Source organism: Streptosporangium nondiastaticum, from assembly GCF_003011965.1.
GTDB classification, from domain to species: domain Bacteria; phylum Actinomycetota; class Actinomycetes; order Streptomycetales; family Streptomycetaceae; genus Streptomyces; species Streptomyces nondiastaticus.
In genome coordinates this window covers 1-19,410 of sequence record NZ_PXWG01000129.1, presented here as the reverse complement: position 1 = coordinate 19,410, position 19,410 = coordinate 1, and the positions used below count along the sequence as shown (strand labels likewise).

General features: G+C 72.4%; 23 protein-coding genes. 12 read left to right on the top strand and 11 right to left on the bottom strand.

Annotated features, from left to right (window positions below):
* A partial coding sequence (locus B7P34_RS37750) for a hypothetical protein (protein ID WP_223268346.1) occupies positions 1-219 on the bottom strand: 219 nt, incomplete at its 3' end.
* Between the two features lie 201 nt (positions 220-420).
* Here B7P34_RS37750 and B7P34_RS29090 point away from each other — a divergent pair.
* The 5 genes from B7P34_RS29090 (at position 421) to B7P34_RS29070 (ending at position 4,656) form a co-directional block, all read left to right on the top strand.
* Positions 421-1,002 (top strand): 2-oxo-4-hydroxy-4-carboxy-5-ureidoimidazoline decarboxylase, encoded by a 582-nt coding sequence (locus B7P34_RS29090; protein ID WP_106681171.1) that lies wholly within the window; start codon positions 421-423, stop codon positions 1,000-1,002.
* 255 nt (positions 1,003-1,257) lie between these two features.
* Positions 1,258-1,638: a succinate dehydrogenase, cytochrome b556 subunit gene (gene sdhC, locus B7P34_RS29085; RefSeq protein WP_043190173.1), complete on the top strand. Its 381-nt coding sequence runs from the start codon at positions 1,258-1,260 to the stop codon at positions 1,636-1,638.
* Between the two features lie 8 nt (positions 1,639-1,646).
* A complete protein-coding gene (locus B7P34_RS29080) occupies positions 1,647-2,123 on the top strand; it encodes a succinate dehydrogenase hydrophobic membrane anchor subunit (protein WP_058045913.1) in 477 nt (158 codons plus the stop codon).
* A 20-nt stretch (positions 2,124-2,143) separates the two neighbouring features.
* The gene (gene sdhA / locus B7P34_RS29075; RefSeq protein WP_106681170.1) at positions 2,144-3,898 is read left to right on the top strand and encodes a succinate dehydrogenase flavoprotein subunit; all 1,755 of its coding nucleotides are present in this window, start codon (positions 2,144-2,146) and stop codon (positions 3,896-3,898) included.
* Positions 3,898-4,656: a succinate dehydrogenase iron-sulfur subunit gene (locus B7P34_RS29070; protein WP_106681169.1), complete on the top strand. Its 759-nt coding sequence runs from the start codon at positions 3,898-3,900 to the stop codon at positions 4,654-4,656. The genes sdhA and B7P34_RS29070 overlap by 1 nt, the downstream gene beginning before the upstream one ends.
* Before the next feature lie 160 nt (positions 4,657-4,816).
* Here the strand turns inward: B7P34_RS29070 and B7P34_RS29065 are convergent, their stop codons facing one another.
* On the bottom strand, positions 4,817-5,281 hold the full coding sequence (locus B7P34_RS29065) for a TIGR03668 family PPOX class F420-dependent oxidoreductase (RefSeq protein ID WP_106681168.1): 465 nt from the start codon (positions 5,279-5,281) through the stop codon (positions 4,817-4,819).
* Positions 5,278-6,129: a hypothetical protein gene (locus tag B7P34_RS29060; RefSeq protein ID WP_223268345.1), complete on the bottom strand. Its 852-nt coding sequence runs from the start codon at positions 6,127-6,129 to the stop codon at positions 5,278-5,280. Before B7P34_RS29060 ends, B7P34_RS29065 begins: the two co-directional genes overlap by 4 nt.
* Positions 6,130-6,227: 98 nt before the next feature.
* Between B7P34_RS29060 and B7P34_RS29055 the strand changes: the two genes are divergently transcribed.
* Positions 6,228-6,632: a hypothetical protein gene (locus tag B7P34_RS29055; protein ID WP_223268344.1), complete on the top strand. Its 405-nt coding sequence runs from the start codon at positions 6,228-6,230 to the stop codon at positions 6,630-6,632.
* Positions 6,633-6,636: 4 nt separating this feature from the next.
* Positions 6,637-7,824, top strand: a complete 1,188-nt coding sequence (locus B7P34_RS29050; RefSeq protein ID WP_106681167.1) for a glutathionylspermidine synthase family protein — start codon at positions 6,637-6,639, stop codon at positions 7,822-7,824.
* A gap of 4 nt (positions 7,825-7,828) precedes the next feature.
* Here the strand turns inward: B7P34_RS29050 and B7P34_RS29045 are convergent, their stop codons facing one another.
* The 4 genes from B7P34_RS29045 to rocD form a co-directional block, all read right to left on the bottom strand.
* Positions 7,829-8,422: a DUF4865 family protein gene (locus B7P34_RS29045; protein ID WP_106681166.1), complete on the bottom strand. Its 594-nt coding sequence runs from the start codon at positions 8,420-8,422 to the stop codon at positions 7,829-7,831.
* A gap of 40 nt (positions 8,423-8,462) precedes the next feature.
* Positions 8,463-8,873, bottom strand: coding sequence for a cupin domain-containing protein (locus B7P34_RS29040; protein ID WP_106681165.1), 411 nt, complete (start codon positions 8,871-8,873; stop codon positions 8,463-8,465).
* A 12-nt stretch (positions 8,874-8,885) separates the two neighbouring features.
* Entirely contained in the window at positions 8,886-9,464 is a 579-nt protein-coding gene (locus tag B7P34_RS29035) for a TetR/AcrR family transcriptional regulator (protein WP_223268343.1), read from the bottom strand.
* Positions 9,465-9,558: 94 nt separating this feature from the next.
* Positions 9,559-10,764: an ornithine--oxo-acid transaminase gene (gene rocD / locus B7P34_RS29030; RefSeq protein ID WP_106681163.1), complete on the bottom strand. Its 1,206-nt coding sequence runs from the start codon at positions 10,762-10,764 to the stop codon at positions 9,559-9,561.
* Positions 10,765-10,888: 124 nt separating this feature from the next.
* Between rocD and trpS the strand changes: the two genes are divergently transcribed.
* The 3 genes from trpS to B7P34_RS29015 all read left to right on the top strand — a co-directional run bounded on the left by trpS (position 10,889) and on the right by B7P34_RS29015 (position 13,526).
* A complete protein-coding gene (gene trpS / locus B7P34_RS29025) occupies positions 10,889-11,902 on the top strand; it encodes a tryptophan--tRNA ligase (RefSeq protein WP_106681162.1) in 1,014 nt (337 codons plus the stop codon).
* A 92-nt stretch (positions 11,903-11,994) separates the two neighbouring features.
* Positions 11,995-12,582 carry a 2'-5' RNA ligase family protein gene (locus tag B7P34_RS29020; RefSeq protein WP_106681161.1) on the top strand — a complete coding sequence of 196 codons (588 nt, stop codon included), beginning with the start codon at positions 11,995-11,997 and terminating at the stop codon, positions 12,580-12,582.
* A gap of 50 nt (positions 12,583-12,632) precedes the next feature.
* Positions 12,633-13,526 carry a YihY/virulence factor BrkB family protein gene (locus B7P34_RS29015; protein WP_106681160.1) on the top strand — a complete coding sequence of 298 codons (894 nt, stop codon included), beginning with the start codon at positions 12,633-12,635 and terminating at the stop codon, positions 13,524-13,526.
* A 27-nt stretch (positions 13,527-13,553) separates the two neighbouring features.
* On the opposite strand, the gene B7P34_RS29010 is transcribed toward B7P34_RS29015, so the two are convergent.
* Positions 13,554-14,918 (bottom strand): D-alanyl-D-alanine carboxypeptidase family protein, encoded by a 1,365-nt coding sequence (locus tag B7P34_RS29010; RefSeq protein WP_223268342.1) that lies wholly within the window; start codon positions 14,916-14,918, stop codon positions 13,554-13,556.
* Positions 14,919-15,030: 112 nt separating this feature from the next.
* On the opposite strand from B7P34_RS29010, the gene B7P34_RS29005 reads away from it, so the two are divergent.
* The gene (locus tag B7P34_RS29005; protein ID WP_223268341.1) at positions 15,031-15,336 is read left to right on the top strand and encodes an SCO4848 family membrane protein; all 306 of its coding nucleotides are present in this window, start codon (positions 15,031-15,033) and stop codon (positions 15,334-15,336) included.
* Between the two features lie 43 nt (positions 15,337-15,379).
* On the opposite strand, the gene B7P34_RS29000 is transcribed toward B7P34_RS29005, so the two are convergent.
* On the bottom strand, positions 15,380-16,933 hold the full coding sequence (locus B7P34_RS29000; protein WP_106681159.1) for an ABC transporter substrate-binding protein: 1,554 nt from the start codon (positions 16,931-16,933) through the stop codon (positions 15,380-15,382).
* An 81-nt stretch (positions 16,934-17,014) separates the two neighbouring features.
* A complete protein-coding gene (locus B7P34_RS28995) occupies positions 17,015-17,797 on the bottom strand; it encodes an alpha/beta fold hydrolase (protein ID WP_106681172.1) in 783 nt (260 codons plus the stop codon).
* A 62-nt stretch (positions 17,798-17,859) separates the two neighbouring features.
* Here B7P34_RS28995 and B7P34_RS28990 point away from each other — a divergent pair, with 62 nt between their 5' ends.
* Positions 17,860-18,255, top strand: a complete 396-nt coding sequence (locus B7P34_RS28990; RefSeq protein WP_106681158.1) for a MerR family transcriptional regulator — start codon at positions 17,860-17,862, stop codon at positions 18,253-18,255.
* A 7-nt stretch (positions 18,256-18,262) separates the two neighbouring features.
* Here the strand turns inward: B7P34_RS28990 and B7P34_RS28985 are convergent.
* Positions 18,263-19,410 (bottom strand): PLP-dependent aminotransferase family protein (locus tag B7P34_RS28985; RefSeq protein ID WP_106681157.1); only part of this gene is annotated, 1,148 nt, incomplete at its 5' end.

The window sequence follows — 19,410 nt, the reverse complement described above, 5'->3', positions numbered from 1 at the left end:
GGCGGGGACGGGGGCCTGCGCGGCGGACTGCCGGGCGGGCGGGCTGGACGCCGCGGCCGAGGGGGAGGAGGCCCGCGGGGAGCGCGAGTCGTCCTGGCGGGGCCGGTCGGCGCCGCCCTCGCGGGGGCAGCCCATCAGCGTCATGGTGACGAGGAGGACGCCGGCGCAGACGGTCCCGCGGACCGCCGATGCCCTGGTCGTCCTGAGGCGCAGTCCCATGGAGCAAGCCTCCTCTTATGAGACCTTTCGGTCCGCTTGCCCCAAAACTAATGGCTTTTGTCCATAAAAGGACCGCCTGTGTCCACTGCGCGCCGGAAACCGCCCCCGTCCGAATGAAATTCCTGCATCGCTCGGACGCTGTCCGATAAGCGTCGCTACGGTGGCGGCCCAGTTTGACTCGCCGGAGATCGGGGGCCCGCGCTGTCCCGCTTCGAACGTCACGGCTTCGAACGCCACGGCCTGGACCGGCTCAACTCCGCCGCACCGGGCGCCGCCGAAGCCGCGCTCCTCGCCTGCTGCGGGAGCCGCCGCTGGGCCCGCCGCCTCGCCGACCTGCGGCCCTACCCCGACCTGCGCACCCTGCTGAGCACGGCGGAGCACGCCGCCCGCGAGCTCACCCCGGCCGACCTGGCCGAGGCGCTCGCCGACGAGACGGTCCCCCAGCACCTGTTCACGGGCTCCGGCCGCACGGTCCCCCGGGGCTCCCCGGCCGCACCGCCCTCCCCCGCGACCGAGGCTGCCCGCCGCGCGTTACGCCGGGCCCACGCCGCCTACGAGCACAGATTCGGCCATGTTTTCGTGCTGTGCCTGGACGGCTGCCGTCCGGACGAGGCGCTGGACCGCTGCCTGGCCTCCCTGCGCGCCCGGCTGGCCGCCACCCCGGCGGACGAGGCCGCCGTGACCGCCGCCGAGCTCTCCCGGCTCGCCCGCGGCCGGCTCGCCCGGCTCGCGCCGGACACCCCGCCCGTGCGGCCGCGCACTCCCCGGCCCTGTGGGACATAACAGGCCCCACTCGGTGGGACATAACACCCATTCAGCCGAACATCGCAGGTCACAAGCGGGGCGCCCAGCTCCCCGGAAGCACCCCTTCCGGCCCTTGACCGGCGCGCACATGCCTGTTTGATCACACCTGCGGACCCCGGGACGCCGAACCGACAAGGCGTCGCTACGATGGCCAGGGCCGGTGGACCGTACCCGGCCGGGCCCGACCGACAGAGAAGCCGGCAGGCCCTGATCCCCGCTCCCGGAGGGTTTTCCGTGCCGGCTGGAACGCTGTACCGCGGCCGGGAAGGCATGTGGTCCTGGGTGGCTCATCGAGTCACCGGCGTCCTCATTTTCTTCTTCCTGTTCGTGCACGTCCTGGACACCGCGCTCGTCCGCGTCTCCCCCGAGGCGTACGACGACGTCGTCGCGACGTACAAGACGCCCGTCGTGAATGTGATGGAGTACGGCCTCGTCGCCGCCATCCTCTTCCACGCGCTCAACGGCCTCCGCATCATCGCGGTGGACTTCTGGTCCAAGGGACCGCGGCACCAGAAGCAGATGCTGTGGTGGGTCGTCGGTATCTGGGTCGTGCTGATGGGCGGCGCCTTCTACCCCGTGCTCCAGCACACGCTGCGCACGCTGTTCGGGAGCTGAGTCGCGAAATGTCTGCTGAAACCACCCCCGCCACCGCCGCCGCGGCCGACGTCTCCCTCTACGACGTCGACAACCCCGCCCCGGTCATCGAGGCGCCCCGCAAGCGCACCAAGAAGACCCCGAAGACGACCCGCACCAACTTCGAGCTGTACGGCTGGCTGTTCATGCGGCTGTCCGGCATCGTCCTGGTCGTCCTGGTCCTCGGCCACCTGCTGATCCAGCTCGTCCTCGACGGCGGCGTCAGCAAGATCGGCTTCGCCTTCGTGGCCGGCCGCTGGGCCTCGCCGTTCTGGCAGGCCTGGGACCTGGTCATGCTCTGGCTGGCGATGCTCCACGGCGCCAACGGTCTGCGCACGGTCATCAACGACTACGCGGAGCGCGCGACGACCCGCTTCTGGCTGAAGAACCTGCTGTACGCGGCCACGGTGTTCACCGTCCTGCTGGGCACGCTGGTGATCTTCACCTTCGACCCGAACATCCGCTAGAGCCCGGGGCTGACGACACCATGAAGATCCACAAGTACGACACCGTCATCGTCGGCGCCGGCGGCGCCGGCATGCGCGCCGCCATCGAGGCGACGAAGCGCAGCCGGACCGCGGTCCTGACGAAGCTCTACCCCACCCGCTCCCACACCGGCGCCGCCCAGGGCGGCATGGCCGCCGCCCTCGCGAACGTCGAGGAGGACAACTGGGAGTGGCACACCTTCGACACGGTCAAGGGCGGTGACTACCTGGTCGACCAGGACGCCGCCGAGATCCTGGCGAAGGAGGCCATCGACGCGGTCCTCGACCTCGAGAAGATGGGCCTGCCGTTCAACCGCACCCCGGACGGCACCATCGACCAGCGCCGCTTCGGCGGTCACAGCCGCAACCACGGCGAGGCCCCGGTCCGCCGGTCCTGCTACGCCGCGGACCGCACCGGCCACATGATCCTCCAGACGCTGTACCAGAACTGCGTCAAGGAGGGCGTGGAGTTCTTCAACGAGTTCTACGTCCTGGACCAGCTGATCACCGAGGTCGACGGGGTCAAGAAGTCCGCCGGCGTCGTCGCGTACGAGCTGGCCACCGGCGAGATCCACGTCTTCCAGGCGAAGGCCGTCATCTACGCCTCCGGCGGCACCGGCAAGTTCTTCAAGGTGACCTCCAACGCGCACACCCTCACGGGTGACGGCCAGGCGGCCTGCTACCGCCGCGGCCTGCCGCTGGAGGACATGGAGTTCTTCCAGTTCCACCCGACGGGCATCTGGCGCATGGGCATCCTGCTGACGGAGGGCGCCCGCGGTGAGGGCGGCATCCTCCGCAACAAGGACGGCGAGCGCTTCATGGAGAAGTACGCGCCCGTCATGAAGGACCTCGCCTCGCGCGACGTCGTCTCGCGCTCCATCTACACGGAGATCCGCGAGGGCCGCGGCTGCGGTCCCGAGGGCGACCACGTCTACCTCGACCTCACCCACCTGCCGCCGGAGCAGCTGGACGCCAAGCTGCCGGACATCACCGAGTTCGCGCGCACGTACCTCGGCATCGAGCCCTACACGGACCCGATCCCGATCCAGCCGACCGCGCACTACGCCATGGGCGGCATCCCGACCAACGTCGAGGGCGAGGTGCTGGCCGACAACGACACCGTCGTCCCCGGCCTCTACGCCGCCGGCGAGGTCGCCTGCGTGTCCGTGCACGGCGCCAACCGCCTGGGCACCAACTCGCTGCTCGACATCAACGTCTTCGGCCGCCGCGCGGGCATCGCCGCCGCGGAGTACTCCGCGAAGGCCGACTACGTCGAGCTGCCGGAGAACCCGGCGCAGCTCGTCGCCGACCAGGTCGAGCGGCTGCGCAACTCCACCGGCAAGGAGCGGGTCGCCGAGCTCCGCAAGGAGCTGCAGGAGACCATGGACGCCAACGTCATGGTCTTCCGCACCGAGCAGACCATCAAGACGGCCGTCGAGAAGATCGCCGAGCTGCGCGAGCGCTACAAGAACGTGTCCGTCCAGGACAAGGGCAAGCGCTTCAACACCGACCTGCTGGAGGCCATCGAGCTGGGCAACCTGCTCGACCTGGCCGAGGTGATGGCCGTGTCCGCGCTGGCGCGCAAGGAGTCCCGCGGCGGTCACTACCGCGAGGACTTCCCGAACCGCGACGACGTCAACTTCATGCGCCACACCATGGCGTACCGCGAGGTCGACGCGGACGGCAAGGACTCGATCCGCCTCGACTACAAGCCGGTCGTCCAGACCCGCTACCAGCCGATGGAGCGTAAGTACTGATGAGCACCGCGACTCTCGACAAGGTCGAGGCCGAATCCGCGGCCTCGCCCTACATCACGGTCACCTTCCGTATCCGCCGGTTCAACCCGGAGGTCTCGGACGAGGCGATGTGGCAGGACTTCGAGGTCGAGATCGACCCGAAGGAGCGCGTCCTCGACGGTCTCCACAAGATCAAGTGGGAACTCGACGGCACGCTGACGTTCCGCCGCTCCTGCGCGCACGGCATCTGCGGCTCCGACGCCATGCGGATCAACGGCAAGAACCGCCTCGCGTGCAAGACCCTGATCAAGGACATCAACCCGGCCAAGCCGATCACGGTCGAGCCCATCAAGGGCCTCACGGTCCTGAAGGACCTCGTGGTCGACATGGAGCCGTTCTTCCAGGCGTACCGCGACGTCATGCCGTTCCTGATCACCAAGGGCAACGAGCCGACGCGTGAGCGCCTGCAGTCCGCCGAGGACCGCGAGCGCTTCGACGACACCACCAAGTGCATCCTGTGCGCCGCGTGCACCTCCTCGTGCCCGGTGTTCTGGAATGACGGCCAGTACTTCGGCCCGGCGGCGATCGTCAACGCCCACCGCTTCATCTTCGACTCGCGCGACGAGGCCGGCGAGCAGCGGCTGGAGATCCTCAACGACAAGGACGGCGTGTGGCGCTGCCGCACGACGTTCAACTGCACGGACGCCTGCCCGCGTGGCATCGAGGTCACCAAGGCGATCCAGGAGGTGAAGCGGGCGCTGATCACGCGCCGCTTCTGACCTCCGGTCCGGTTCGCACGGCGTGGGCCCCGCTTCCCCTTCGGGGGAGGCGGGGCCCACGTGCGTCCGGCGTGACCGGAGGGCCGGTTCCGCTGTGGGCGCGCGCCGTCCCCGGCGTCCGGGGCGCCGGGCCGTTCCGGCTCGTCCCGGGCGTCGGCGGTTACCGGCCCGAACCCCGGGGACCAGGTCGCCGGAGCCAGGTCGCCGGATCGGCGGCGGCCCACCCGCTCCACTCCGTCACCTCGACCGCCACGACCGGCCCTTCCGGCGGCCGGTCCCGGTACTGCGGGTACTTCTCCGCCAGCAGGGCGAGCGGGGTGCGGCAGTGCGCCGGGTCCGTGCGGACGGTCGCGCGGCCGTCCGCACGCGCCCACCACAGCGTGGTCCAGTCGCCGGCGTAGTGGTCGGCGAGGAGGGCGACGCGGGGGTTCTGTTCGATGTTGTGCAGGCGGCGCAGCTCGCGCGTGCGCTTCGGCTTGTGATCGACGGCGAAGTAGACGGTGTCCCCGGCCACGGCGAACGTGACCGGCACCAGGTGCGGCACGCCCTCCCGGCCGGCCGTGGCCAGCCGGGCGACCGGCGCCGCCGCGAAGCGCGCCCGCGCCTCGGCGGATCCCAGCCTCATGCCTCGACCGTAGCCCCCTCCCCGCCCTCCCCGAAGCGGGCCAGGGCCAGCGCGCCGGCGACCGCGAAGGCGAAGCCCGCGGCGGCGAGGGGGAGCAGGCCCGGGCGGGTGCGGTCGCCGAGCCAGACGATGCCGACCAGGGCCGGGCCGAGGGTCTCGCCGATGACCATGCCGGCCGTGGCCGCCGTCACCGAGCCGCGCTGCAGGGCCGACGTCAGCAGCAGGAACGCCGTACCGCCGCCGAGCAGCAGGGCGTACGACGCCGGGTTGCGGACCAGCGCGCCGAGGGAGAGGTCGTCGATCAGCCGGACGGCGACCTCCACCACGCCGAAGCCGAGGCCCGCGCCCAGGCCGAGCGCGGCCGCCCGGGCCCGGCCCGGCAGCCGCCCGGCGGCCCCGCCCAGGGCCAGGACGCCGGCCGCGACGGCCAGCGTGCCGGTGCGCAGGGCCGTGGAGCCCGTGCCGCTGCCCTCCGCGCCCGAGGCCAGGCCCAGCATCGCCAGACCCCCGCACACCACGGCGACCGCGCCCCACTCGATGCCGCTCAGCCGCACCCGCAGCACCCGCGACGCCACGACCGCCGTCACCGCGAGGCTCGCGGCGAGGGCGGCGCCCACGGCGTAGATCGGCAGGGAGCGCAGCGCGACGAGCTCCAGCAGGAAGCCCGCGGCGTCCAGGGCGAGCCCGGCCAGATAGCGCCACTGCCGCAGCACCCGCAGCAGGAGGACGGGATCCACGCCCGAGCCGCTGCCCGGCGCGGACGCCCGGGCGGCGACGGCCTGCAGGACGGACGCGGTGCCGAAACACACCGCCGAACCCAGCGCGCACAGCATCCCGAGAAGCACCATCCGACTGTAGGCCGCCCGGGGCCGCGCGGGGGGCTCCCCGCCGTTCCCCGGCCGGATGCGCCCTTTAGGGTGAGGAGCCTGCACGACATGAGCAGTACATGACGGGGGTCATCTGCATGGCGGAAAAAGACGACATACCGGGAACGCCGGGGAAGAACCGGCCGGGGAAGAACCGGAAGACGCGGCGCCGGCTGCGCTCCTCCACGGTCGTCCTCGGCAGCATGGGCGCACTCGCCGCCGCCCTCACCTCCTGCGGCTCCGAACCGGACAAGCGCTGCGTCGACCCGAAGAGCTACGACGCGGGGCGCGGCGGCTACCGCCTCCTCGACCCCAAGGCCTGCTCGAACAAGAACAGCGGCAGCGGCTCGACCACCTCCACCGGCCGCTGGTACTACGGCGCCAACCGCTCCGACGGCTACGCCAAGAGCGGCACCTTCAGCAAGAGCCAGGCCGTCGACCGCGGCGGCTTCGGCTGCTCCGGCTCGGGCTCCTCCGGCGGCTGACCGCATGCGCCGCCACCGCACCGAGCCCCGCCCCGGCTGGCAGGCGACCGTGGAGGAGCAGGGGGTCATCTACCCCCTGACCCGCCTCCCCGACGGTTCCCTGCGCCCGTACTGGGACGAGAGCGCGTACTACTCCTTCACGCTCGCCGAGGTCGAGGCCCTGGAGGAGACCGTCGCCGAGCTGCACGAGATGTGCCTGGAGGCCGCCGCGCACATCGTGGCGCACGACCGCTTCGCCGAACTCGGCCTCACCGACCCGCGGCTGACCGCCCTGGTCGCCGAGTCCTGGCGCCGCCGCGCCGAACTGCCCTCGCTCTACGGCCGCTTCGACCTGCGCTACGACGGCGGCGGCCCGGCCAAGCTGCTGGAGTACAACGCCGACACGCCCACCTCCCTGGTGGAGGCGGCGAGCGCCCAGTGGTTCTGGATGGAGGACCGCTTCCCCGGCCTCGACCAGTGGAACTCCCTCCACGAGCGCCTGGTCGAAGCCTGGCGGCGGCAGGCCCCGCTGCTGCCGCCCGGCGCGCCGCTGCACTTCGCGCACTCCGCCGCCGACGAGCTCGGCGAGGACCTGATGACGGTCGCCTACCTGCGCGAGACCGCCGAGCAGGCCGGCCTCACGACCCGTGCCATCCCGGTGGAGGACATCGGCTGGGACGCCCTCTCCGGCCGCTTCGTCGACGAGCGGTACTCCTTCCTCCGCTCCTGCTTCAAGCTCTACCCGTGGGAGTGGCTGACGAGTGACCGCTTCGGCCCGCACGCCCTGGACACCCTCGACAACGGCGGCGGCACGGGCTCCACGCTGTGGATCGAGCCGGCGTGGAAGATGCTGCTGTCCAACAAGGCGCTCCTGGCGATCCTGTGGGAGCTCCACCCGGGCCACCCGAATCTCCTCCCCGCCCACCTCGACGGCCCGCGGGAGCTCGCCCGCGGCGGCGGCTGGGCCGCCAAGCCGCTGCTGGGCCGGGAGGGCGCCGGCATCACCCTGCACGAGGCCGGGGCCGACCCCGTCGTACGGGACGAGCCGTGCTGCTACCAGCAGTTGTGCCCGCTCCCGGACTTCGACGGCAACCGCACGGTCCTCGGCGCGTGGGTCGTCGACGGGGAGCCGGCGGGGCTGGGCATCCGGGAGTCGGCGGGCCTGATCACGGACGAGTACGCGCGGTTCGTCCCGCACGTGATCGACGGCTGAGCCGTCAGGCCGGTCCGGGCAGTCCGTCCAGGCGGGCCGGTTCGGGCGCGGACAGGTGGAGCACCTCGTACCGCTCGGTGGCGTCCTCGCCGGGCGGTACGGCCTCCGCCCACAGCACGAAGCGCAGCAGCTGCCAGTGGTGCGGGTCGACGGCGAGGGCGGCCGTGTGCACGCCGTCGCGGGCGGCGAGTTCGCGCAGGGCGGCGGTCTCCGCCGCGACCGCCTCGGTCAGTCCCTCGGCGGGCAGCGGGGTCAGCCGCCGCGACGCCGCCCGCGGCAGCGCGCCCCGCGCGGGCCCGGCCTCGGCGGCGATCCCCGTCCAGTGCCGCACGACGGGCCGCCCGAAGGCCTGGACGATGCCCTCGAACCCGCCGCCGCCGACGAGGAAGTGGCTCATCGCGGCGGTGTCGTTCCACAGGTAGAACGGCGCGTACTGGTTGACGGGCGAGCCGTTCACGCCGCGCTCGCGGATGACGTAGGCCTTCAGGGCCAGGCCGGCGCGGTCGTCGAGGATGTGGCCGCGGGCGGCGACGCGCTCGCGGATGATCCCCATGTCGTAGTCGGCGGGGAGAGTGATCTCGTACTGCTTTGCGTACACGGTGCGTTGTGCCTTTCGCGTGCTCAGGCGGCGTGTGTGCTCAGACGACGGGTTCGGACGGGTAGCAGGCGCCGGTGACGGGCTCGCCGCGCTCGGCCTCGGTGCCGTCCTCGGCGGCCGTCAGGACGGCCAGGTGGGTCATGGAGGTCGTGGGCCCGGCGCCGTGCCAGTGCCACTCGCCGGGGGCGATGTGCACCCGGTCGCCGGCCCGTACGACCTCGACCGGGCCGCCCCGGCGCTGCATCAGCCCGGTGCCTTCGGTGATGTGCAGGAACTGGCCCTCGGGGTGACGGTGCCAGTGGGTGCGGCTGCCCGGCTCGAACCGGACGTCGTCGATGCGAAGCCGCGAGGGGGCCTCCTCGGCGGCGGCGATCGACGTGACGTGGACGGTGCCGGTGACCCACTCGGACGAGGGCGTGGACGTGGTCGCTGCGGTGCGCGTGATCTGCATGGCCGGCTCCGGTCAGGAAGCGGTGGACTGCGCGGCGAGGAGCCCGAGCACCCCGTCGACGGCCTGCTCGAACGGGGCGGTCGAGTCGGCCGCGCGGGCCAGGACGTAGCCGCCCTGGAGGACGGCGACGACGGTCGCGGCGGCGACCCCGGGGTCGAGGGCGGCGGACAGCTCGCCGCGCGCGACGCCCTCCGCGAGCACCTCGGCGAGCCGCCCCCGCAGCCACACGAACGTCTCGTCCACGGGCGCCCGCAGCGCCGGGTCGGCCATGACGTCGGGGTCCTGCGTCAGCCGCCCGACGGGGCACCCCTTGAGGACGTCGCGCTCGCGCCGCAGGTAGGCCGTGATCCGCTCCAGGGCGGTGCCCGGCCCGCCGAACTGCTCCTCGGCCTTGCCCCGCATCTCCTCGGCGGTCCGCCGGATGGCCGCCAGCGCGAGGTCCGGCTTCCCGCTGAAGTGGTGGTACATGCTGCCCTGCCCGGCCCCGGCGCGCTGCTGGATGGCCTTGGGGCTGGTGCCGACGTAGCCGCGCTCCCACAGCAGCTCGCGGGTGCTCTCGATGAGGCGTTCCGAGGTGTCCGAGGTGATCATGAGAGGAGTGTACATACCAGTAGGTACAGAAGATCAAGAGAGGGGCGGCGGGCCCATCGGCCCGCCGCCCCGGCTCCGTCAACCGCTCGGTCGCTCAGCCGCCCAGTACCGCCCGCAGCTGGTCCAGCCCCCAGTCCAGGTCCTCCTTGCTGATCACCAGCGGCGGGGCGATGCGGATCGTCGAGCCGTGCGTGTCCTTGACCAGGACGCGTCGCTCCATCAGCCGCTCCGAGATCTGCCGCCCCGTGCCGTGGGACGGCGCGATGTCGACGCCCGCCCACAGGCCACGCCCGCGCACCGCCTCGACCGCGCCGCCGCCCACCAGCAGGTTCAGCTCCTGGTGGAGGTGCTCGCCGAGCTCGGTGGCGCGCTGCTGGAACTCGCCGGACTTCAGCATCGCCACGACCTCCAGCGCCACCGCGCAGGCCAGCGGGTTCCCGCCGAACGTCGAGCCGTGCTCGCCCGGCCGGTACACGCCGAGGACGTCGCGGTCCGCCACCACGGCCGACACCGGCACCACACCGCCGCCGAGCGCCTTGCCCAGCACGTACACGTCGGGGACGACGTCCTCGTGGTCGCACGCGAACGTTCTGCCCGTGCGGCCCAGCCCGGACTGGATCTCGTCCGCGATGAAGAGCACCCCGCGCTCGGCGGTCAGCCGCCGCACCCCCGGCAGGTATCCGGCCGGCGGCACGAGCACTCCCGCCTCGCCCTGGATCGGCTCCAGCAGCACCGCGACCGTGTCGTCGTCGAGCGCCGCCTCCAGGGCGGCCAGGTCGCCGTACGGGACGATCTCGAAGCCCGGTGTGTACGGACCGAAGTCCGCCCGCGCCTCCTCGTCCGTCGAGAAGCTGATGATGGTGGTGGTGCGGCCGTGGAAGTTGTTTCCGGCCACGACGATCTTCGCCCGGCCGTCCGGCACGCCCTTCACCCGGTACCCCCACTTGCGGGCGGTCTTCACGGCCGTCTCGACCGCCTCCGCGCCCGTGTTCATGGGCAGCACCATCTCCTTGCCGCACAGCGCGGCCAGCTCGGTGCAGAACTCCGCGAAGCGGTCGTGGTGGAAGGCGCGCGAGGTCAGCGTCACCCGATCGAGCTGTGCCTTCGCGGCGTTGATCAGCCGCCGGTTGCCATGGCCGAAATTGAGTGCGGAGTACCCGGCGAGCATGTCGAGATAGCGCCGCCCCTCGACGTCCGTCATCCAGGCGCCCTCCGCATACGCGACGACGACCGGCAACGGGTGGTAGTTGTGCGCGCTGTGGGCCTCAGCGGCGGCGATGCTGCGTTCCGTGGATGTCACCGTGTGCTCCGTTCGTGTACGGGCATGCGTGTGCGGGCATTGCCGTGCCCCCTGTTCCACCTTTCTACTACTCGCGGCCCCACCGTCGGACGGAGTCGGGCACCGCACCTGAGAGAATGTGCGCATGGCCCTCGATCGACCGCGCGCTCTCTCCGGTATCCAGCCCACCGCAGGCTCGTTCCACCTGGGGAACTACCTCGGTGCCGTCCGCCAGTACGTGGCCCTGCAGGAGACCCACGACGCCTTCTACATGGTGGTCGACCTGCACGCGATCACCGTGCCGCAGGACCCGAAGGAGCTGCGGGCCAACACCCGCCTCGCCGCGGCCCAGCTGCTCGCCGCCGGCCTCGACCCGGAGCGCTGCACCCTCTTCGTGCAGAGCCACGTCCCCGAGCACGCCCAGCTCGGCTGGGTGATGAACTGCCTCACCGGCTTCGGCGAGGCCTCCCGGATGACGCAGTTCAAGGACAAGTCCGCCAAGCAGGGCGCCGGCGCCACCACGGTCGGCCTGTTCACCTACCCGATCCTCCAGGTCGCCGACATCCTCCTCTACCAGGCGCACTCCGTCCCGGTCGGCGAGGACCAGCGCCAGCACATCGAGCTCACGCGCGACCTGGCCGAGCGCTTCAACGGCCGCTTCGGCGACACCTTCACCCTCCCGGCCGCACACATCGTCCGCGAGACCGCGAAGATCTACGACCTGCAGGACCCGACGGCGAAGATGAGCAAGTCGACGCCGAACCCCAAGGGCCTGATCAACCTCCTCGACGAGCCCAAGGTCTCCGCCAAGAAGATCAAGAGCGCCGTCACGGACACCGACACGGTGATCCGCTTCGACCCCGAGAACAAGCCCGGCGTCAGCAACCTGCTCACCATCTACGCCACGCTCACCGGTACGGGAATGGCCGAACTGGAGCAGAAGTACGAGGGCAAGGGCTACGGTGCGCTGAAGACGGACCTCGCCGAGGTCATGGTGGAGTGGGTGACGCCGTTCCGCGCCCGCACGCAGGAGTACCTCGACGACCCGGAGACGCTGGACTCCGTCCTCGCCAAGGGCGCCGAGAAGGCCCGCGCGGTCGCGGCGGAGACGCTCGCCCAGGCGTACGACAAGGTCGGTTTCCTGCCCGCCAAGCACTGAGGGCACGGAGAGACCAGGAGCTCTGGCACGGGGTGCGGCACAGCCGTCACACTGGCCACGGGGACATACAGGCGCACAGGAGGGAGAACGCAATGGGGACCGTGACGCTCGGCGTGTCGATCGCGGTCCCGGAGCCGTACGGCAGCTTCCTCCAGAAGCGCCGCGAGGGCTTCGGGGACCCGCACGCACACGGCATCCCCACGCACGTCACCCTCCTGCCGCCCACCGAGGCCGACGCGTCCTCGCTGCCCGCGATCGAGGAGCACCTCGCCCGCGTCGCCGCCGAGTGCCGCCCCTTCCCCATGCGCCTGGCCGGGACCGGCACCTTCCGGCCCCTCTCCCCCGTCGTCTACGTCAACGTGGTCGAGGGCTCCGCCTCCTGCGCCTGGCTGCAGAAGCGCATCCGCGACGACTCCGGGCCCGTCGCCCGCGAGCTGCAGTTCCCCTACCACCCGCACGTCACCGTCGCCCACGGCATCGCCGAGGAGGCCATGGACCGGGCCTACGCCGAGCTGGCCGGGTTCGAGGCCGCCTGGACGATCGACGCCTTCGCCCTCTACGAGCAGGGCCCGGACGGCGTGTGGCGGCTGGAGCGCGAGTATCCGTTCGGGGAGGGGGAGGGGACGGCGCCGGCCGTCCCCCACCAGACGGGCGTCCGGCCGCCCGCCCCCTCGCGCTAGCGCCCCCTCCGCATGGGCGTACGCCCACCTCAGGGTGGTAGACGTACGCCATGGAATGGCTGACGCGGCTGCCCGGCATCGGGCCCCTGACCTCCCGCCTGATGCGAACCCACGCCTGGCGCTCCTACGAGACCCTGGACCGGGTGAAGTGGACCCGGCTCGCCGCCGCGATCACCTTCACCAGCTTCGTCGCCCTCTTCCCGCTGCTCACCGTGGGCGCCGCCGTCGGCGCGGCCGTCCTCAGCGAGGAGCGCATGCGGGACCTGGAGCGGCGCCTCGCCGAGCAGGTCCCCGGCATCTCCGGCCAGCTCGACCTCAGCAGCCTGGTCGACAACGCGGGCACGGTGGGGATCGTGGCCGGAGCGCTGCTGCTGTTCACGGGCATCAGCTGGATCGGCTCGCTGCGGGAGTGCCTGCGCGCGGTCTGGGAGAAGGAGGAGAGCCCCGGCAACCCCGTCCTCCTCAGGCTCAAGGACGGGGCGCTGCTGCTCGGCCTCGGCGGCGTCGTCCTGCTCTCGCTCGCCTGCTCCGTCTTCGCGTCGGCGGCCGTGGACTGGGTGGTCGGCAAGGCCGGGCTGGACGGTGTCGGCGGGCTGCTGACCGCGGCCGGCTTCTGCATCGCCGTCCTCGCCGACTTCCTGCTGATGCTCTACGTCCTGTCGCGGCTGCCCGCCGTGCAGCCGCCGGTGCGCCGCCTCGTCGTCGGGGCGCTCATCGGGGCGATCGGCCTGGAGGTGCTGAAGCTCCTGCTGGGCGGCTATCTGCGGGGCGTGGCGGCGAAGAGCATGTACGGCGCGTTCGGCACGCCGATCGCCCTGCTCCTGTGGATCAACTTCATGGCGAAGCTGACGCTGTTCTGCGCGGCGTGGACGGCTACGCCGTCGCTTGCGGAGAAGCCCGCCGCGACGGCGCGCGACCACGACGGCGAGGGTCCGGCGGAATAGGCGCCCACCGGACCCGGCACGCCCCGGCTACGCCTTCGGGCGAGGCCACCGGCGGTGGACGACGAACGCGCCCGCGCCCAGGGCCACCAGCGCGCCGCCCGCGATGCCCAGGGCCGTCCACATGCCGCCGGAGCCCGAGCCGGCCACCGAGGCCTGTGCGTGGTCGCCGCCGGCCTGGCCGCCGCCGCCCTTGGCGTTCCCGGTGCCCCCCTTCGGGGGAACCAGCATGCCGACCGGCTTGACGCGCCCGGCGGCCTCGAAGCCCCAGTCCAGCAGCCGCTCGGTCTCCTTGTAGACCTCGTGCGGCTCCTGGATGTCCGGGTTCATGACCGTCACCAGCAGCTTGCGGCCGTCGTGCTGGGCGACGCCGGTGAAGGTGTTGCCCGCGTTCGTGGTGGAGCCGTTCTTGACGCCCGCCATGCCCTTGTACGGGCCGTGCTCCATGCCCTCGCCCGTCAGCAGCCGGTTGGTGTTCACGATGGCGAAGCTCTCCCGCTGCTTGCCGGGCTGCTCCTCGCCGGGGAACTGCGCCGAGACCGTCGAGCAGTACTCCCGGAAATCCGCCTTCTGCAGGCCCGAGCGGGCGAACAGCGTCAGGTCGTACGCGCTGGAGACCTGCCGGTCGGCGTCGTAGCCGTCGGGGGTGACGACGTGGGTGTCGAGCGCCTGCAGCTCCTCGGCGTGCGCCTGCATGTCCTTGACGGTCTTCGGGATGCCGCCGTTCATCGAGGCCAGCACCCGTACCGCGTCGTTGCCCGAGCGCAGGAAGACGCCCAGCCACAGGTCGTGGACGCTGTACGTGGAGCCTTCCTTGACGCCCACGGCGCTGCTGCCCGCGCCCATGCCCTCCAGGTCGGCGGGGACGACCTTGTGGGTCTTCGTCCGGGGCAGCTTCGGCAGCACGGTGTCCGCGAAGAGCATCTTCAGCGTGGAGGCGGGAGGCAGCTCCCAGTGCGCGTTGTTCGCGGCGAGGATCTCGCCCGACTCGGCGTCCGCCACGAGCCAGGAGCGGCCGCTGAGCTCGGTGGGCAGCTGCGGGGCGCCCGGGCCGAGCTGCACCTGCGGACCGGGGCGGCCCAGCATCTCCCCGCCCACGGTGGACATCCGGGACGGCGGCGTCCGGGGCGCGCGCCGGCCGTTGCCCTTGCCGTCGTCCTCCCGGCCGGCCGCGCCGCCGTTCGCCGAGGCGGCCGGGTTCGCACTGGCACCGGACGGGCTCGGGCTCACGCTGGGGCGGCTCGGGCTCGGGCTCGGCGGGGCCGTGGGGTCGGCCAGGGCGGGGGCGGCGGTCATCAGCGGGACGAGCAGGGAGGCGGTGGCCGCGAGCGCGGCGGCCCCGCGGCGGCGGCGCGTCGCGGCGGCCCGCGTGGGGTGTGATGTCGTCGTCGGCACGTCCGTGAAACTACCCCGCCACCTGAGGGTTCCAGTCGCCGCCTCACTGGCTCGGATGACGGCCGGGGACCCGATAGGACTATTGCGCTGACCCGAACGCATACTGAAACCCATGCCGAGCACTACGCCTGACGCGCCCGCCGCGGCCCCCGCTCCCGCCGCGTCGCCCGCCCCCGCCGTCCTCTCCCGTCCCGTCTCCTGGTTCCTGCTCGCCTTCGGCGTGTGGAGCTGGGTCATCTGGATCACCTTCGCGAAGAATCTGTGGAAGGACGGCAGCGGTCTCGCCTTCGACGACGCGGGCGACCCGACCGCGTACTTCTGGGTGCATCTGCTGCTCGCAATCACCTCTTTCCTTCTGGGGACGGCTGTGGGGCTGATCGGGTTGCGCGGGGTGCGGGCGCTGCGGCGCACGTCATAGGGCGCCCCTCGCAGGGCGTGCGGCCGGGCCGGGTGCGGCCGGGTCAGATGCGGCCGAGCTCCCAGAGCCGCCACAGGCCGGTGCCGTCCGACAGGAACTGCGTCCCGGAGACGGTCGACGAGCTCAGCACGTAGTCCTTCTTCTGCCACAGGGGGACGACGGGCACGTCCCGGGCGATGATCTCCTGGATGGCCCGGAACTCCCTGGTGACGCGGCTGCGCTGGTAGCTGCCCTGCGTGGCGCGGATGAGCTGCTCGACCCTGGGGTTGTCGTAGCCGGAGCGGAAGCTGGAGGAGCGGCCGACGAGGGGCGCGGTGAAGTTGTCCGGGTCGGGGAAGTCGGCGAGCCAGCCGACGCAGTACGCGTCGTAGGCGCCCCGGGCGTAGCCCTTCTGGAACTCGGTCCACTCCACGTACTGCGTCGCCACCTCGAACAGCCCGGTGCCCTCCAGCTGCTTCTTCAGCAGGGCCGCCTCCTCCTGGGTGGCGGCGCCCTGCGAGAAGGCGATGGTGAAGCGGACCGGGGTGGTGATGCCGGCCCGGCGGAGGAGGGTGCGGGCGGCTTCCGGGTCGGGCTGGGGGTGGAGGTCGAAGAAGGCCGTGGAGTGGCCCGTGAGGCCCTGGGGGATCAGGGAGTACAGGGGCTCGACGGTGCGGCGGTGGACGTCGCGCGCGAGGGCCTCGCGGTCGATGACGGCGGCGACCGCCTCGCGGACCGGCTGCTGCTCGAACGGGGAGCCGGCGCGCAGGTTGAAGAACAGGGAGCGGGTCTCGGAGCCGGCGCTCTCCATGAGCTTCACGCCGCTGTCCGACAGGGAGTGCCCGGCGATGTCGGCCGGCGGCATCAGGCGGCCGGCGACGTCGATGGACCGCTCCTTCCAGGCCCGGCTCATCGCCGCCGCGTCGCGGTAGTAGTGGACGCTGACGGCGCCGCCCTTGTGCTTGACGGCTCCCTGGTAGTTCTTGCTGGGCCGCAGCTCGGCGACGGTCTTGGGGCGGTAGCTCTCCAGGCGGTACGGGCCGGAGCCGTCGGCTTCGGTGCCGGTGCGGAGGCGGTCGCCGGGGTAGCGCGAGCTGTCGACGATGGCGCCGGCGCCGGTGGCTATCTTGAACGGGAACGTGGCGTCGGGGACCCGTAATTGGAAGGTGATGGTCCGGTCTTCGGTCGTGACCGTCTCCAGCGTGTCGAGCAGTGACAGCGGCCCCTGCGGGGACTTGATCCGCTTGATGCGCTCGAAGGAGAACTGTACGTCCTTGACGGTCACCTCGCGGCCGTTCCCGAACTTCAGCCCCTCGCGCAGCTCGCACTGGAACGTCCGCAGGTCACCGCCGTGGAAGCCGCAGCGGCTCGCGGCGTCCGGCACGGGGACGCCCGTGCCGGGCGTGTAGGTCAGTAACGACTGGTAGAGGTTGCTGAACAGCGCCCAGGAGCCGGCGTCGTAGGCCCCGGCGGGGTCGAGCGTGGTGACGGTGTCCGTGGTGCCGACGCTGATCGGCCCCTGGTCGTCGTCCCCCAGGGGCATCAGCTCGCACCCCGCCAATCCGCTGCCCAGCACCACGGCGGCCACCAAGGCCGCTCCCGCCCGCACCCCGCGCATCGCCGCGCCCCCTCCGCCCAGTGATGCGCCACACTCAAACACAGGAACGGGCGCCCGTCCGGCGATTCGGGCAAGTGATCGTCAGAGTTCCTTTCGGGCGAGGAAGTCCAGGATCAGCTTCTCCCACTCGCGCGGCTTCTCGGCCATCGGGACGTGCCCGGTGTCCAGCTCGGTGTACTCCGCACCCGGTATGTGCTCCGCCAGGAAACGGGAGTTGGAGGGGGAGACGAGGGTGTCCTGAAGGGTGGCGATCACCAGCGTGGGGACGGAGATGCCGGCGAGGTGGGGCGTGTTGTCGGTCGCCGCGACCACCGCGGCCTGCTCGGCCGTACCGGCCGGGACGCCCTCGGCGATCAGCTTCAGGAGCGCCGGCACCTCCCGCTCGGGCACGGCGTTGAAGAACTCCTCGCCGAAGCCGCTCAGCGCGACGAAGTGGGCGAAGCCCTCGGTGTCGCCCGCCGCGAGCAGCCGCTGCCACATCGCCAGGGAGGACCGCGTCCGGTTGTCCGGCCGGGCCAGGCCGGCCGTCAGGACCAGGCCGCGCACGCGGTCGGGGTGGCGGGCCGCCGTCCGTACGGAGACCAGGGTGCCCAGCGAGTAGCCGAGGAGGGTGAAGGTGTCCAGGCCCGCCTCGTCCGCGGCGGCCACGACGCCGTCCACGAGCCCGTCCAGGGTCAGCGGGCCGGCCGAGCGCGGGGTCGCCCCGGAGCCGGGGTAGTCGGGCGCGACCACGGTGTGGTGAGCGGCGAGGGCCGGGATGATCGGAGCGTAGTTGCCCTCGATGCTGCCGCCCGCGCCGTGCGCGAGGAGCAGACCGGGACCGGAGCCGTGGACGGTGGTGGAGAACGCGGGAATCTGTGTCATGGCCACGAGGTTGCCGTATGACATCAGTGTCAAGGTCAAGTCCTGACGGGGGAGAACCGCCCATGCGCATCGGAGAGCTGTCGCGTCGCACCGGAGTGAGCCCCCGGCTCCTGCGCTACTACGAGGAGCAGGGCCTGCTCCGCTCCGAGCGGGACGCCAACGGCTACCGCAGGTATCACCCGGAGGCCGCCGACCGCGTGGGGCGCATCCGCGAGTTCCTCGACGCGGGCATGACCACGGAGACCATCCGCGGCCTGCTGCCCTGCGCCCAGGGCGGCCCCGGCCTGCAGACCTGCTCGCACACCGTCCAGGTGCTGGACGACGAGCTCACCCGGGTGGACGCGCAGATGGCCGAGCTCCAGCGCCGCAAGGAGGCGCTGCGCGGGGTCACCGAGGCGATGGACGCCCGCCGCCGCGAGGACGAGGCCCTCGCGGTCGCGGCGCTCAGGTCGGCCTGACGGCCCCTCACTCCGCGGGCGGCAGCACCCTCAGCAGTGCCTCCAGGGCGCCCGGGAACGCGTGGTCCGGCGGGGTGCCGTAGCCGACGATGAGGCCGTCGGGGGTGGGGGCGGACGTGGCCGGCGGGGTGACGCGGAGGGGGGAGAGGCCCTCCAGGGCCAGGCCCTCCCAGGCCGCGGCCTGCAGGGTCGGGTGCTCGGTGCCGGGCGGGAGTTCGAGGACGGCGTGGAGGCCCGCCGCGATGCCGGTGACCTTGATGTGCGGGGCGCGTTCGGCGAGGACCTCGACGAGCCGGTCGCGCCGCCGCCGGTACCGCAGCCGCATCGCGCGGACGTGCCGGTCGTAGGCCCCCGAGGTGATGAACTCCGCGAGCGTCAGCTGCTCCAGGGCCCCCGAGCTCCACTCCCCCGCCTGCTTGTGGGCCAGCACCTCGCCGGCGAGGTGCTCCGGCAGCACCATCCACGCGAGCCGCAGCCCCGGCGCGAGGGACTTGCTGGCCGTGCCGAAGTAGACGATGCGCTCCGGGGCGAGGCCCTGCAGGCAGCCCACGGGCTGCCGGTCGTAGCGGAACTCGCCGTCGTAGTCGTCCTCCAGGATCGTTCCGCCGGTGCGGGCCGCCCAGTCGACCACCGCGGCGCGCCGCCCGGGGTGCAGGGGGACGCCGGTCGGGAACTGGTGCGCGGGGGTGACGAGCACCGACCGCGCGCCCGCCTTGCCGCCCTCCAGCACGCCGACGTCGGCGCCCTCCCCGTCCAGCGGCATCGGCAGGCACCGCAGCCCCGCCCGCTCCAGCGCCTCGCGGTGGAACCACAGCCCGTACTCCTCCACCCCCATCTCCCGCGTCCCGCGCTCCCGCAGCACCCGGCTCACCAGCCCCAGGCCCTGGGTGAAGCCCGCGCACACCACGATCCGCTCCGGGTCGGCGTGCACGCCGCGCGCCCGCGCCAGATAGCCCGCGAGAGCGGTCCGCAGCTCGATCCGGCCCCGCTCGTCGACGTGCCCGAACGCGTCGTTCGGGGCGGCCGCCATCGCGCGGCGGGCCGCGGCGAGCCACGCGGCGCGCGGGAACGCGGAGACGTCGGCGGTCCCGGGGCGCAGGCTGTAGGCGGCCCGTCGCGGCGTCCGCACGGGCGGCGTCCGGCGTTCGGGCGCCC